Source organism: Ottowia sp. (genome assembly GCF_047601385.1).
Classification (GTDB): Bacteria; Pseudomonadota; Gammaproteobacteria; order Burkholderiales; family Burkholderiaceae_C; genus Ottowia.
In genome coordinates this window covers 2116995-2130076 of the sequence record NZ_JASGJP010000001.1, presented here as the reverse complement: position 1 = coordinate 2130076, position 13082 = coordinate 2116995, and the positions used below count along the sequence as shown (strand labels likewise).

The following is a 13082-nucleotide window of genomic DNA, read 5'->3' as shown; positions in this document are numbered from 1 at the left end:
GAACGAACGAGCGTTCGGTCAGCGTCAACACGGCGGCGGCGGGAGGGAATGCGAGTCTGATTGACGATGGGGTGGGCTATTGATTCAATAGCTGCTGGCGCTTGCCTGGCGGGCGCTGAAGGCCGAAAAGGCTTGAAGCCAATTTCCCCGTCATCCCCGCGCAGGCGGGGATCCAGTCGTGTCCCGAGCGAAGCCCCTGGATCCCCGCCTGCGCGGGGATGACGAGGGCAGAGCTCGGAACTACGGCTTCGCCCGCCGCTCCGCCTTGCTCAGCACATAGGGCGTCACGATGGGGGTCACCCCATCCTCGGCGAAGAAAGGCGAGGGCTCGTACTTCTTGAACAGCTTGCCTTTCAGCATGAACGGCATTACGGTCGCGAACGCCTTCAGGTTGAACTTGTCGGGCGTGCCCGCGGGCGGCGTCCCTTTGGCGTAGCGCCCCATGACGCGGCTGCGCACCGGCCCCAGCGCTCCGTCGAGTGGATCGGCACCCCTGGCCGTATAGACGCCGCGCATGAAGCCGGCCCACGGCAATTTCGGCCGCAGATTGACGATCGGCGTATTGCAGCACGTCGTCGAAAAGCGGAATACGCCGTTGGGCGACAGCCGCGTGCATTTCAGATGTTCCCGCCCGCTGAGGATCTCGACGTCGGCTGGGTAGACGGGGACCACCTCCGTGCCGCCGTTGGCGTCCAGCAGATCGCCGCGCCCGAGGTGATTCAGGTAGGACTGGCAGTCGTCGCAATAGCAGACCAAGCGCCCTGGCGTGTTGCGGGGAAAGGCCTTGAGCCTGGCGCGGAATTGCCCGCATTCGCACTGGATTTCCATATCGGAGGTTCTCCTTGGGGTCGCAGATTAGCCGATTCTTATTTTGATCCCATTTCGCGCTAAGGATGCTCTTCACGAATCAGTCACTCGCGTGCTTGGTTGAATCTGCCCGGTGAGCGAACATGCGCCTCATGCAGCAAGACAGCCTTGGCCTTGGCACCAGCACCCGCCGCACACGCAAGCGCGAGTTCCTGGATCAGATGAATCGCGTCATCCCGTGGGTCGAGTTGGTTTGCCTGATCGAGCCCTACGCCCCCGAAGCCGGCCGGCGCGGCCAGCAGCCCTTTGGCGTCGAAGTGCTGCTGCGCATCCACTTCCTGCAGCAGTGGTTCAACCTGTCGGACCCGGCCATGGAAGAAGCACTGCACGACGTGCCCGTGTTTCGCGATTTCGCGCTCCTGAGCAACTGGGGCGACGCACTGCCCAGCGATTCGAGCATCCTGCGCTTTCGTCGCCTTCTGGAGCAACACAAGTTGGCCGATCAGATCCTGGCCACCGTCAACGACCTGCTCAGCGGCCGGGGCCTGCTCCTGAAGGCCGGCACCGTGGTGGATGCCACGCTCATTGCCGCACCCAGTTCGACCAAGAACAAGAACGGCGCCCGAGACCCCGAGATGCACCAGAGCAAGAAGGGCAACCAGTACTACTTCGGCATGAAGGGACACATCGGGGTGGATGCCGAGTCGGGGCTGGTGCACACCGTGCGCGGCACGGCCGGCAACGTCAGCGACGTGCTCGAGGGCAACAGCCTGCTGCATGGCCAGGAAGAGGTGGCCTTCGGGGATGCGGGCTACCAGGGGGTGGCCAAGCGCCCCGATGCGAACGCGAAAGTGACCTGGCATGTGGCGCTGGGCCCGGGCAAGCGCCGGGCGCTGGATGTGGACAACAACCCCATCGACGCGCTCACGCACAGGATCGAGAAGCTCAAGGCCAGCGTTCGGGCCAAGGTGGAGCACCCGTTTCGGGTGATCAAGCGCCAGTTCGGCCATGTGAAGGTGCGCTATCGGGGGCTGGCCAAGAACACGGCTCAACTCAAGACGCTGTTTGCGCTGAGCAATCTGTGGATGGTGCGCCACGTGCTGATGGGACAGGTGCGCCCGCAGCAGGGATGAAGGGCCCAAAGTGCCTGCCAGGAGCGTGTGCAAGCGCTCAAAACAGGCTGCCAGCGCATTCATTCGGCTCAGCGGCGCGCAAGCGATGAAATTTCCCACCGCCTCAGCACATCAGCACGCTCGCATGGGATTGGTGAAGAGCATCCCTAACATCCCGCAGGGCATGTATATAATTGAGTAGAAATTTAACGCATCAGTTAAAGAGGAGAAATTAATTTGAACATCACACTGCATCATATGGCATGCGGGATTATGCTATCGACATTTGCGATTTCGAGTTCTGTGGCACAGCCTACTGGGCCATTACCCTAGGAGGAATTGCGAGTTTTGGCTGCTGCGTTTAGCGAAGTTCAGCGATCGCTGGTGCAGAAACCAGACGATCGGGCACTGATCGTCGCAGCCATCAAAGGCATGCTTCACGGGGCAGATCCAGACTCCGGCGAGTACTTCACCGCCGAGGAGTTCGAGGCGTATCGCCAGTCGAAGCGGCCAAATCAGGAATCCATTGGTATCGAGATCAAATTTCGAGACGGTCAGTACATCCTGACGCCGTTTCAGGACAGTCCTGCGGCTCAGGCTGGCGTTGTGTTCGCAGACCAACTCTATGCAGTGGACGGCGTGCGCGTGAAAGGACTTGATGCATCCTTGCTAGAAAAAAAACTGGCTGGACCGCCTGGAACCAAGGTAGCTCTCACCGTTTTTCGCGAATCGACCTTGTCAGTGCATACGATCCAGGTCGAGCGCAAGACATACACGGCGGCGGTGCCCTCTTTCTCTCGCCCATCGCAGGGCGTAGGGCAACTACGGGTGTCGCGCTTCGATGCTTTGGCCTTGCGGAAGGCAGCTGAGGCGCTGAGAGACGCTTGGCATGCAGAGCCTTTTCAAGCATTGATCCTTGACTTGCGAGGGTGTCCGGGAGGTCTTCTTGAATCCACGGTAGGCATTGCGGCGATGTTTTTGCCCAAGGACGCCATGGTGGTGCGGATTGCTGGCGCTGGTTCCGCATCGAACTCCACATACCTGGCAGCGCCCGCGTTCTATCAGCGAAACGGTGGTACCGATTCGCTAGCAGGCCTGCCCCTTGAGCTTCAAGTCATGCCCATGGCGGTGCTGGTTGACAGCGCCACCATGGCGGGTGGCGAGATAGTGGCGGCCGCACTGCAAGACCACAAGAGGGCGGTGATCGTCGGGCGCCCCACGTTCGGGCGAGCCAGCATCCAGACCGTGCGTCCGTTGCCGATCGGCGCTATCAAATTCACGAGCGCGTACTTCTTCCCGCCCAATGGGCGCAAGATCCAGGGAGTTGGTGTGGTGCCTGACCGACTGGTCGAAGATCCATCGGCGCCAGACATAATACGGGCAGCACTGGCGGCTCTGAAGCCGGGTCTTAGATAAGCCTTGGGTAAGATTGCGGAGCGACAAGCGTGCATAAACATCACGATTAAACACCCACATGTGCGTAGAACATCCATTCTGCAGGCTGAGAATCCCTAGTGTATCGATTCCAGGCTACCAGTCCAGATAATGCCCAGAAATAATCTGTTCTCGCAGACATCCTGGTGTTTCCGCTACCCCTTCCCCAACCCCCGCAGCAACTCACTCGCCCCATCCCAGAAAATCTGCACCCCCACGCACAGCAGGATGAAGGCCGACAGGCGCAGGAACACCACCAGCCCCACCGCGCCCAGCGGGCGCAGCAGGCGGCCGGCGTAGCCGTAGGTCAGCGCCACCAGCAGGCCGATCAGCAGCATCGCCGTGAGGCCACCGGCGAAGTTGGCGGCCGTGGTGGGCCAGCGGGGGCTGTGCAGCGCGGCGCCGATGGTGATGGCGGCGGCGATGGAGCCGGGGCCGCAGGTCAGCGGGAAAGTCATGGGGTAGAAGGCCTGCACGCTCACGCGGTCGTCGTCGGCCAGCGCGCGTGCCATGCGGGCCTGGTCGGCCTGGTCGGGCGCGGGCTCGGGCGCGTAGAGGATGTTCCAGGCGGTGAAGCCCACGATCAGCCCGCCGGCCACGCGCACGATGGGGATCGAGACGCCGAAGAAGTCCAGCACGTAGGTGCCCACCAGCATGGCGCCGGCCAGCATCAGCACCACGTTGCGGCCGATGGTGCGCGCCAGTGCGCGCCGCGTGGCCGGCGGCAGCGCGCCGGTGAAGCTGACGAAGATCGGTGCCGACGCGGGCGGGTTCAGGATGGGCAGCACGGCGGCCAGCGCCAGCAGCAGGCTCTTGCCGAACGCCAGGGCCAAAGGGAGGGCTTCCATGGGCATGCATGGTAACGGCGGGGCCGCGCGCTAAACTGGCCCGTTCGCTCTGCACGATATTGGAGACCGCCATGCCCGGACTGCTGCCCCACGTCGATCCCGACGGCCTGCTCGAATTCTCGGTCGTCTACACCGACCGCGCGCTCAACCACATGTCCAAGAAGTTCCAGGGCGTGATGCGCGACATCTCGGCCATGCTCAAGGAGGTCTACCACGCCGACGCCACGGCCCTGGTGCCCGGCAGCGGCACTTTCGGCATGGAGGCGGTGGCGCGCCAGTTCGCGGGCGACCAGAAGGTGCTGGTCATCCGCAACGGGTTCTTCAGCTTCCGCTGGAGCCAGATCCTGGAAGTGGGCCGCATCACCGCGCCCGGCAACATCACCGTGCTCAAGGCCCGCCGCAGAGGCGACGGCGCGCAGGCGAAGCAAGGATCAGACGGCCCGCAGGCGCCGTGGGCGCCGGTGCCCATCGGCGAGGCGGTGGCCGCCATCGCGCGCGAAAAGCCCGCCGTGGTGTTCGCCCCGCACGTGGAGACGGCCAGCGGCCTGATCCTGCCCGACGACTACATGAAGCAGCTGGCCGACGCCGTGCACGCCGCCGGCGGCCTGTTCGTGCTGGACTGCATCGCCTCCGGCGCCATGTGGGTGGACATGAAGGCCACCGGCGTGGACGTGCTGGTCAGCGCGCCGCAGAAGGGCTGGAGCAGCTCGCCCTGCTGCGCCATGGTGTGCCTCTCGGCGCGCGCGCTGAAGGTGATGGAGGGCACCACCAGCACCAGCTTCGCCGCCGACCTGAAGAAGTGGCACCAGATCATGCAGGCGTATGAGACCGGCAGCCACGCCTACCACGCCACCATGCCGACCATGGCGCTGCTGAAACTGCGCGACACCATGGCCGAGACGCGCGCGCGCGGCTTCGCCCAGGTGCGCTCGCAGCAAGTCGAGCTGGGCGCCAAGGTGCGCGCGCTGCTGGAGTCGCGCGGCCTGCCCAGCGTGGCGGCCGAGGGCTTCAAGGCGCCGGGCGTGGTGGTCAGCTACACCACCGACCCGGAGATCCAGAGCGCCAAGAAGTTCATCGAGCAGGGCGTGCAGAGCGCCAGCGGCGTGCCGCTGATGTGCGACGAGCCGGCCGACTTCCGCAGCTTCCGCCTGGGCCTGTTCGGCCTGGACAAGTGGGCCGACGTGGACCGCAGCGTCGGCCAGCTCGCCGCCGCGCTGGACCGGCTGGGTATCTTTGCTCCTGAAAAAGTAGCTGCTACCGCTTGATGGACGGGCGCTGGAGCCCGATTTGACCAATATTCGGCTGGTGCTCACCACCGTTGCCACGCGCGCCGACGCCGACTGCCTGGCGCGCCGCATGGTCGAGCAGCGCCTGGCCGCCTGCGCGCAGGTGAGCGCCATCGACAGCGTCTACCGCTGGCAGGGCGCCGTGCAGGCCGAGGGCGAGTTCCGCATCCTGTTCAAGACCACCGCCGCCCGCTGGCCGGCGCTGGAGCGCGCGCTGCGCGCCGGGCACCCCTACGAACTGCCTGCCATCGTCGCCTTGCCATGCAGCGAGGCGCTGCCTGCGTTCGCGGCGTGGGTACATGCGGAGTGCGCGCCGGCTGAGGACGCCGGTCATACCAAGATGCGTTGAAGAATCTAAGTCCGTTCACGCTGAGCTTGTCGAAGCGCCGCGCAGGGCTTCGACAAGCTCAGCCCGAACGGCTTTTCGACGAATGCGATCCGGATCAGCCCTCGGTCTGAATCGTCTCGCCGCGCAGCTTGCCGTGGTCGCGGATCGCGTTCCGGTGCCGGCGCCAGCCGCGCCAGGTGCGGCGCGGGTGCATGACCGCGATGAAGTAGTAGACCACCTTGAACATGAACAGCGAGCGCCGGAAGTCGGGCCCGTGGTCCAGGTCCGCCGCCAGCAGCGTCAGCAGGCCCTGCTTGGCCTTGAACACGTTCTTGGGGTGCATGAACATGTCGCGGATGGTGGGGTTGGTGGCGCGGTAGATGAACCAGGAGTAGTCGCCGGGCATCTCGCGCATGCGCTGCTCCCGCGCCGCGCGGGCCGCGTCGTATTCGGCCGACTGATCCAGCGCCTTGTCCACCAGGTCGGCGCCCTCGATGGCGTTCTGCAGCGCCAGGAACACGCCGGAGGAGAACATCGGGTCGATGAAGGTGTACGCATCGCCGATCATCAGGTGGCGCTCGCCCGTGGCCCGCGTGCTGAAGTACGAGAAGTTGCCGGTGGCGTGCACCGCGTCGTCCACCAGCTCGGCGTCCTTCACGCGGTCGTAGAGCTCGGGGCACATCTTCAGCGTGTCGTAGAAGTAGTCCTTCAGGGGCTTGTCGCGCGCCTTCAGGTAGTAGGCCCAGCACACCGCGCCCACGCTGGTGGTGCCGTCGGCCAGGGGGATGAACCAGAACCAGCCGTGCTGGAACCAGCAGATGCTGATGTTGCCCTCGCGCCGGCCCGGCAGCCGCCGCGCGCCGCGGAAATGGCCGAACAGCGCGGTGCTGTTGTGCCTGGTGTTCCTTTCCTTGGTCTTGAACTTGTTGGCCAGCACGGTGTCGCGGCCGCTGGCGTCGACGACGAAGCGCGCGCGCCAGCGGCGCTGGCTGCCGTCTTCCATCTGCGCGGTGACGTCGGCGCCGCCGTCGTCGAAGTCCACCTGGCGCACGCGGGCACCTTCCAGGGTGACGGCGCCTTCCTTGCCGGCGTGGCGGAACAGGATTTCATCCATCTCCGATCGGCGCACCTGCCAGGCCGAGCCTTTCCGCGGGTTCCAGCCCTCGGCGAACTCGACGTAGCTGCGCTGCGGCCCCGTGGGCGGCACGAACTCGATGCCGAACTTGGGCATGCCGATGCGGTCCAGCTCCTCGCGCACGCCCAGCAGCTCGAACTGCGCCACGCTGCCGGGCAGCAGGGATTCGCCGATGTGAAAGCGGGGGTGGTGGTCCTTCTCCAGCATCACCACGTGCCGGCCCTTGCGTGCCAGCAGCGTGGAGATGGCCGAGCCGGCCGGCCCGCCGCCAATCACCAGTACATCGCATGCCTGCGGTTCGTCCACGCGCACGTTCACTCCTTCGTCGATAGCTGCATGGCGCTATTTTGCGTTCAGAAGCGCTCCAGCTCCGGGTGCGGCAGCCGCCCGCCGCGCACCAGCATCTTCCCGTATTCGGCGCAGCGCCGCGGCGTGGGAATCACCTTGCCGGGGTTGAGCAGGCCCTCGGGGTCGAACGCGCGCTTGATGCCGAACATCTGCGCGTTCTCGGCGGCGCTGAACTGCACGCACATGCTGTTGAGCTTCTCCACGCCCACGCCGTGCTCGCCGGTCACCGTGCCGCCCATCGCCACGCTGGTCTCCAGGATGTCGGCGCCGAACAGCTCGCAGCGGCGCAGTTCGTCGGGGTCGTTGGCGTCGAACAGGATCAGCGGGTGCAGGTTGCCATCGCCGGCGTGGAACACGTTGCAGCAGCGCAGGCCGTACTTCTTCTCCATCTGCTGGATCGCCAGCAGGATGTCGGCCAGCCGCTTGCGCGGGATGGTGGAGTCCATGCACATGTAGTCGGGGCTGATGCGCCCGCTGGCCGGGAAGGCGTTCTTGCGCCCGCTCCAGAAGCGCAGGCGCTCGGCCTCCGACTGGCTGACGGCGATCTGGGTGGCGCCCGAGGCGGTCAGCACCTGCGTCATGCGGCCGATCTCCTCCTCCACTTCCTCCGGCGTGCCGTCGGACTCGACCAGCAGGATGGCGGCGGCGGCCAGGTCGTAGCCGGCGTGCACGAAGTCCTCCACGGCGGCGGTCATGGGCTTGTCCATCATCTCCATGCCGGCGGGGATGATGCCGGCGGCGACCACCGCCGCCACCGCCTCGCCCGCCTGCCGCACGTCGACGAAGCTGGCCATGATGCAGCGCGCCAGCCGGGGCTTCGGTAAAAGTTTGACGGTCACCTCGGTCGTCACCGCCAGCATGCCCTCGCTGCCGGTGACCAGGGCCAGCAGGTCGTAGCCCGGCGCGTCCAGCGCGGCGCCGCCGAACTCCACCGGCTCGCCCGCCGCCGTGAAGCCCTTGACGGCCAGCACGTTGTGCACGGTCAATCCGTACTTCAGGCAGTGCACGCCGCCCGAGTTCTCGGCCACGTTGCCGCCGATGGTGCAGGCGATCTGGCTGCTGGGGTCGGGCGCGTAGTACAAGCCGTGCGCGGCCGCCGCCTCGCTGATCGCCAGGTTGCGCACGCCGCACTGCACTACCGCCGTGCGCGCCAGCGGGTCGATGCCGAGGATGCGGTTGAACCTGGCCAGCGACAGCGTCACCCCGCGCGCGTGCGGCATGGCGCCGCCCGACAGGCCCGTGCCCGCCCCGCGCGCCACCACCGGCACGCCCAGGTGGTGGCAGGTTTGCAACACCGATTGAATCTGCTCGTAACTGGACGGCAGCGCCACGGCCAGCGGGCGTTGGCGGTAGGCGGTCAGGCCGTCGCATTCGTAGGGCGTGGTCTGCTCCGCCGTCCACAGCAGGGATTCTGGAGGCAAAACGGCCTGCAGCGCTTGTACGACGTGCGCTTGCAGCTCTCTATTCGATAGCGAATCGGCTTGTTCGGCAACCGGCGGTTCGGCGAGGTCCTGCATGGCGGCGGGCTTTCGTGGGGGCAGGCGCTCACTATAGGCCAGGGTGCTTGGGGCCGCGCGCCGTCACGCAGGCGCAGGGCGGTGTGGCGACAATCTCGGCTACCGCGAGAGGGAGCGCGGGCCGGCGCCGCGCCGGCCGCCACAACAACATGCATTACCGTTATCTGAACATCCGCCGCGTGCTCGTGCCCAGCCTGCTCTGGGTTGGCGGCGCCGCCTGGTCGCAGCAGCCCGTCAGTGCGCCGCTGGTGTATGCCGACGAGCCGCTGCCCACGCGCTTCGTCCTTTGCCAGCGCGAGATCGCTGGCCAGGCCGGCGAACGCCAGCTCCTGCTGCGCGCCTGCCTGGCGCGGCGGCTGGAGGGCGAGCGCATCGCCGAGCGCAACTGCCGCCGGCAGGCCGCCGGCGTGGCCGGCGGTGCCGCGCGCCACCAGGCCCAGCGCGACTGCCTGCGGCAGGCGCTGGCCTTGCCTTCGGGCGAGCTGCCCAAGGCGCCGCCGCCCGCGCCGCGCCCGGTAGTGCCCGAAGCCAGCGGCGCGCCTGCCCCTGCGCCCGCCGCGCGGAGCTTGCCGGCCGCCGGCGAAAACTGAGCGCCGCGCGCCCAAGAAAAAGCCCGCCATTCGGCGGGCTTCTCAGGGCGTGGGCGAAGCGCTGCTCAGGCCGCGCTCAACCAGTAGCCCGCGTTGAAGGGACTGCTCATGCGCAGCGCCAGCGGAGAAATATCGACCAGCTTGTCAGTCGGCATCTTCTCGCCTGCCTCGGCGCTCGTGTCCACGAGGGCGTTGTCGCCCTCGGCCGGTGTCGCCCGTTCTGCTTGGCCAGCTTGTGCAGAACGGGCTACAGAAAAGAATAGAAGCACCTGAACGGTATCTTCCGGTCGGCCCAGTAGTCGGCCGCGTCGCGGAAGATGTCGAGCAGTTGCTCGCGCGCTTCCTTGTCGAACTTGGCTGTGGCCGGGATCTGCTCCAGCACCACGATGAAGCCCGGCTGCGGCCCGCTCTTGTGCAGCGGGTCGGTCATGCAGTCGTACAGCGCGTCGAAGTTCTTGCCGAAGTGCGCCGGGAAGGTGAACTGCTGGGCGATCATGTCCAGCACGTCCTGCTTGGCCTGCGCCTGTGCCAGGTTGGCGTAGAGGAAGTGCTGGCCGAGCTGCGCCGCCGCCGCCTGCAGGTCGTGCACCTGGAAGGCGCGGATCGACTGCACGATGTTGCTGCGCACGCCCTTGAGTGGCGTTTCCTGGGGTTGACGAAGTGGCTGATCCATCTCCGCTGCTTTCTCGGTGGTCGTAAACCGGTTCGGCTGCCCCGCCATCGGGCTGGCCGGTTGAAACTGTTCAAGTGCCTTCATTGCACGATCCTCTTGAAGCTCGCATAGTGATCGCCCGTGTACCAACAGCCTTCGGGGGCCCTGGGCCGCCAGCCGCCGCAGACGATGCGCCGTGCGCCGCGGCTGCGCGCGCCAGGGGTATCCACGGTGTATTCACGGTAGTAGCCGCGCCGCTCGCGCGGCAGCAGGCGTTCGCGGTTGCCGAACACCGCGCCGTCCTTGTCGTAGGGAAACGGGCCGCCGCGCAGAATCAGCGCGTAAGTGCGCTGGCCCTGAGGAGGCAACTCCGTCACCACGACGGTGGCTTCGGCTTCGCCCCAGGCCGGCCCTCGCGCATGGGCCAGGCCCATCGTGGCCCCGGCCGACACCAGCAACGACACCACCAGGAGCGACCGGGCAGCATGCGATGCCGCTGTTCGCAACATGAAAAACACCTTCAGGAAACCCCCGGGTTAACCCGAAAATTCCAAGCCGCTAGTGTGACGCAAGGGCAACGAAAAAGCAAGCGACTGCCCAAAAAACGGGCATGCCCAAAAGGGTGAATCCTATAGTTAGTGTGCGCTTGCTTTTTGTATTGGGCTTATCAGGTGGCGTTTGCGTCGGCCACGGTCAAGGCGGTCAGGTTGACGATGCGGCGCACGGTGGCGCTGGCCGTGACGATGTGCACGGGTTTGGCGGCGCCCAGCAGTACCGGGCCGATGGCGATGTTGCCCCCGGCCGCAGTCTTGAGCAGGTTGTAGGCGATGTTGGCGGCATCGATATCAGGGAACACCAGCAGGTTGGCGTCGCCCTGCAGCGGGCTGCGCGGCATCACGGCGGCGCGTTGCTGGCCGTCCAGGGCCACGTCGCCGTGCATCTCGCCATCCACTTCCAGCCAGGGCGTCTGCTCGCGCAGCAGTTCCAGCGTGCGGCGCATCTTGACCGCCGAAGGCTGGCTGCTGGTGCCGAAGTTGGAGTGCGACAGCAGCGCCACCTTGGGCTGGATGCCGAAGCGCACCATTTCCTCGGCCGCCAGGGCCGTGATCTCGCACAGCTCCTCGGGCGTGGGGTCGTAGTTGACGTGGGTGTCCACCAGGAACACCTGCCGGCCCGGCAGCAGCAGCCCGTTCATGCAGGCGTACACCGGCACGTCCTGCGCGGTGCTGGCGGCGCCGCCGGGGCGCTTGCCGATGACTTGGTCGATGTGGCTGAGGTGCTGCAGCGTCGTGCCCCAGGTGCCACAGATCAGGCCGTCCACCTCGTCCTTGTGCAGCATCATGCAGCCGATCAGCGTCAGCCGGCGGCGCATCTCGATCTTGGCGACCTGCGCGGTGATGCCCTTGCGTTCGGTCATGCGGTGGTAGGTCTGCCAGAAGTCGCGGTAGCGGTGGTCGAAGTCGGTGTTGACCACGTCGTAGTCGCGCCCTTCCTGCAGGCGCAGGCCGAAATGCTCGATGCGCTGAGCGATGACGGTCGGCCGGCCGATCAGCGTTGGCCGCGCCAGGCCCTCGTCCACCACGATCTGGGCGGCGCGCAGCACGCGCTCCTCCTCGCCCTCGGCGTAGGCCACGCGCTTGCGCGTGGCGCGCTTGGCGGCGTCGTAGATCGGCTTCATGGTGGTGCCGGAGGCATAGACGAAGCTTTGCAGCTTCTCGCGGTAGTCGTCCATGTCCTGGATCGGGCGCAGCGCCACGCCGCTGTCGGCGGCGGCCTGGGCCACGGCGGGCGCGATCTTGGTCATCAGCCGCGGATCGAACGGCTTGGGGATCAGGTACTCGGGGCCGAAGCTGAGCTTCTCGCCCACGTAGGCGGCGGCCACCTTCTCGCTCTGCTCGGCCTGCGCCAGATCGGCGATGGCGTGGACGGCGGCCAGCTCCATCTCGTCGGTGATGGTGGTGGCGCCCGAGTCCAGCGCGCCGCGGAAGATGTAGGGGAAGCACAGGACGTTGTTGACCTGGTTCGGGTAGTCGGTGCGGCCGGTGGCCATGATCACGTCGCCGCGCACCGCGTGCGCGTCTTCCGGCGTGATCTCGGGGTTGGGGTTGGCCAGCGCGAAGATCACCGGGCGCGGCGCCATCTTCGCCACCATCTCGGGCTTGAGCACGCCGCCGGCCGACAGGCCGAGGAACACGTCGGCGCCCTCGATCACCTCGGCCAGCGTGCGGGCGTCGGTCTTCTGCATGTACTGGCGCTTGTCGTCGTCCATCAGCTCGGTGCGGCCCTCGTAGACCACGCCGGCCAGGTCGGTGACGAAGACGTTCTCGCGCCGCACGCCCACCTTCAGCAGCAGGTTCAGGCAGGCCAGGGCGGCCGCGCCGGCGCCGGAGGTCACCAGCTTGACCTTGGCGATGTCCTTGCCCGCCACCTTCAGCCCGTTGACCAGGGCCGCCGCCACGGTGATGGCGGTGCCGTGCTGGTCGTCGTGGAAGACCGGGATCTTCATGCGCTTGCGCAGCTCGCGCTCGACGTAGAAGCAGTCCGGCGCCTTGATGTCCTCCAGGTTGACGGCGCCGAAGGTGGGCTCCAGCGCGGCGATCACCTCCACCAGCTTCTTCGGGTCCTTCTCGTCGATCTCGATGTCGAACACGTCCACGCCGGCGAACTTCTTGAACAGCACGCCCTTGCCTTCCATCACCGGCTTGGCCGCCAGCGGGCCGATGTCGCCCAGGCCCAGCACCGCCGTGCCGTTGGTGATGACGGCCACCAGGTTGCCGCGCGCGGTGTACTTGAAGGCGTTGACCGGGTCCTTGACGATCTCCTCGCAGGGCGCGGCCACGCCGGGCGAATAGGCCAGCGACAGGTCGCGCTGGTTCACCATCTGCTTGGTGGCCGCGATGGCGATCTTGCCGGGCACCGGAAACTCGTGGTATTCGAGCGCGGCGCGGCGCAGCTCGGCGCGCTTGTCGTCGTTGGAGACGGGTGTGGGCGTGGTCATGGGGCAGATCTCCTCGTGGGGCGCTGG

General features: G+C 66.6%; 12 protein-coding genes. 5 read left to right on the top strand and 7 right to left on the bottom strand.

The features are described 5' to 3' along the window. Positions 1 to 240: 240 nt before the first annotated feature. Positions 241 to 828 carry a DUF6151 family protein gene (locus QM772_RS10400; protein WP_415136142.1) on the bottom strand — a complete coding sequence of 196 codons (588 nt, stop codon included), beginning with the start codon at positions 826 to 828 and terminating at the stop codon, positions 241 to 243. A gap of 131 nt (positions 829 to 959) precedes the next feature. On the opposite strand from QM772_RS10400, the gene QM772_RS10395 reads away from it, so the two are divergent. Both QM772_RS10395 and QM772_RS10390 read left to right on the top strand, forming a co-directional pair. Continuing rightward, entirely contained in the window at positions 960 to 1940 is a 981-nt protein-coding gene (locus QM772_RS10395; protein ID WP_415133009.1) for an IS5 family transposase, read from the top strand. Positions 1941 to 2267: 327 nt separating this feature from the next. Next, positions 2268 to 3335, top strand: a complete 1068-nt coding sequence (locus QM772_RS10390) for a S41 family peptidase (protein ID WP_415136140.1) — start codon at positions 2268 to 2270, stop codon at positions 3333 to 3335. Positions 3336 to 3508: 173 nt separating this feature from the next. Here the strand turns inward: QM772_RS10390 and QM772_RS10385 are convergent, their stop codons facing one another. Beyond that, complete coding sequence (locus tag QM772_RS10385) at positions 3509 to 4201, bottom strand: MarC family protein (RefSeq protein ID WP_415136138.1); 693 nt, start codon at positions 4199 to 4201, stop codon at positions 3509 to 3511. Positions 4202 to 4272: 71 nt separating this feature from the next. On the opposite strand from QM772_RS10385, the gene QM772_RS10380 reads away from it, so the two are divergent. Continuing rightward, positions 4273 to 5466: an aminotransferase class V-fold PLP-dependent enzyme gene (locus QM772_RS10380; RefSeq protein ID WP_415136136.1), complete on the top strand. Its 1194-nt coding sequence runs from the start codon at positions 4273 to 4275 to the stop codon at positions 5464 to 5466. A 40-nt stretch (positions 5467 to 5506) separates the two neighbouring features. Beyond that, a complete protein-coding gene (gene cutA / locus QM772_RS10375) occupies positions 5507 to 5836 on the top strand; it encodes a divalent-cation tolerance protein CutA (protein ID WP_415136134.1) in 330 nt (109 codons plus the stop codon). A gap of 94 nt (positions 5837 to 5930) precedes the next feature. On the opposite strand, the gene QM772_RS10370 is transcribed toward cutA, so the two are convergent. Beyond that, the gene (locus tag QM772_RS10370) at positions 5931 to 7262 is read right to left on the bottom strand and encodes an NAD(P)/FAD-dependent oxidoreductase (protein ID WP_415136132.1); all 1332 of its coding nucleotides are present in this window, start codon (positions 7260 to 7262) and stop codon (positions 5931 to 5933) included. Positions 7263 to 7303: 41 nt separating this feature from the next. Then, positions 7304 to 8815: an FAD-linked oxidase C-terminal domain-containing protein gene (locus QM772_RS10365; protein WP_415136130.1), complete on the bottom strand. Its 1512-nt coding sequence runs from the start codon at positions 8813 to 8815 to the stop codon at positions 7304 to 7306. A gap of 149 nt (positions 8816 to 8964) precedes the next feature. Here QM772_RS10365 and QM772_RS10360 point away from each other — a divergent pair, with 149 nt between their 5' ends. Then, positions 8965 to 9405 (top strand): hypothetical protein, encoded by a 441-nt coding sequence (locus QM772_RS10360; protein ID WP_415136128.1) that lies wholly within the window; start codon positions 8965 to 8967, stop codon positions 9403 to 9405. 247 nt (positions 9406 to 9652) lie between these two features. Here QM772_RS10360 and QM772_RS10355 read toward each other — a convergent pair whose 3' ends face one another. The 3 genes from QM772_RS10355 to QM772_RS10345 all read right to left on the bottom strand — a co-directional run bounded on the left by QM772_RS10355 (position 9653) and on the right by QM772_RS10345 (position 13055). After that, positions 9653 to 10078 carry a barstar family protein gene (locus tag QM772_RS10355; protein WP_415136126.1) on the bottom strand — a complete coding sequence of 142 codons (426 nt, stop codon included), beginning with the start codon at positions 10076 to 10078 and terminating at the stop codon, positions 9653 to 9655. 80 nt (positions 10079 to 10158) lie between these two features. After that, positions 10159 to 10566 (bottom strand): ribonuclease domain-containing protein, encoded by a 408-nt coding sequence (locus QM772_RS10350; protein WP_415136124.1) that lies wholly within the window; start codon positions 10564 to 10566, stop codon positions 10159 to 10161. 158 nt (positions 10567 to 10724) lie between these two features. Then, positions 10725 to 13055: an NADP-dependent malic enzyme gene (locus QM772_RS10345; RefSeq protein WP_415136122.1), complete on the bottom strand. Its 2331-nt coding sequence runs from the start codon at positions 13053 to 13055 to the stop codon at positions 10725 to 10727. Between the last annotated feature and the right edge of the window lie 27 nt (positions 13056 to 13082).

Excerpts from the sequence above, each read along its gene's own strand:
- QM772_RS10365 (WP_415136130.1), bottom strand. The coding sequence starts at position 8,815 with ATGCAGGACCTCGCCGAACCGCCGGTTGCCGAACAAGCCGATTCGCTA.
- QM772_RS10400 (WP_415136142.1), bottom strand. The coding sequence starts at position 828 with ATGGAAATCCAGTGCGAATGCGGGCAATTCCGCGCCAGGCTCAAGGCC.
- QM772_RS10360 (WP_415136128.1), top strand. The coding sequence starts at position 8,965 with ATGCATTACCGTTATCTGAACATCCGCCGCGTGCTCGTGCCCAGCCTG.
- QM772_RS10385 (WP_415136138.1), bottom strand. The coding sequence starts at position 4,201 with ATGGAAGCCCTCCCTTTGGCCCTGGCGTTCGGCAAGAGCCTGCTGCTG.
- QM772_RS10395 (WP_415133009.1), top strand. The coding sequence starts at position 960 with ATGCAGCAAGACAGCCTTGGCCTTGGCACCAGCACCCGCCGCACACGC.
- QM772_RS10355 (WP_415136126.1), bottom strand. The coding sequence starts at position 10,078 with ATGGATCAGCCACTTCGTCAACCCCAGGAAACGCCACTCAAGGGCGTG.
- QM772_RS10345 (WP_415136122.1), bottom strand. The coding sequence starts at position 13,055 with ATGACCACGCCCACACCCGTCTCCAACGACGACAAGCGCGCCGAGCTG.
- QM772_RS10350 (WP_415136124.1), bottom strand. The coding sequence starts at position 10,566 with ATGTTGCGAACAGCGGCATCGCATGCTGCCCGGTCGCTCCTGGTGGTG.
- QM772_RS10380 (WP_415136136.1), top strand. The coding sequence starts at position 4,273 with ATGCCCGGACTGCTGCCCCACGTCGATCCCGACGGCCTGCTCGAATTC.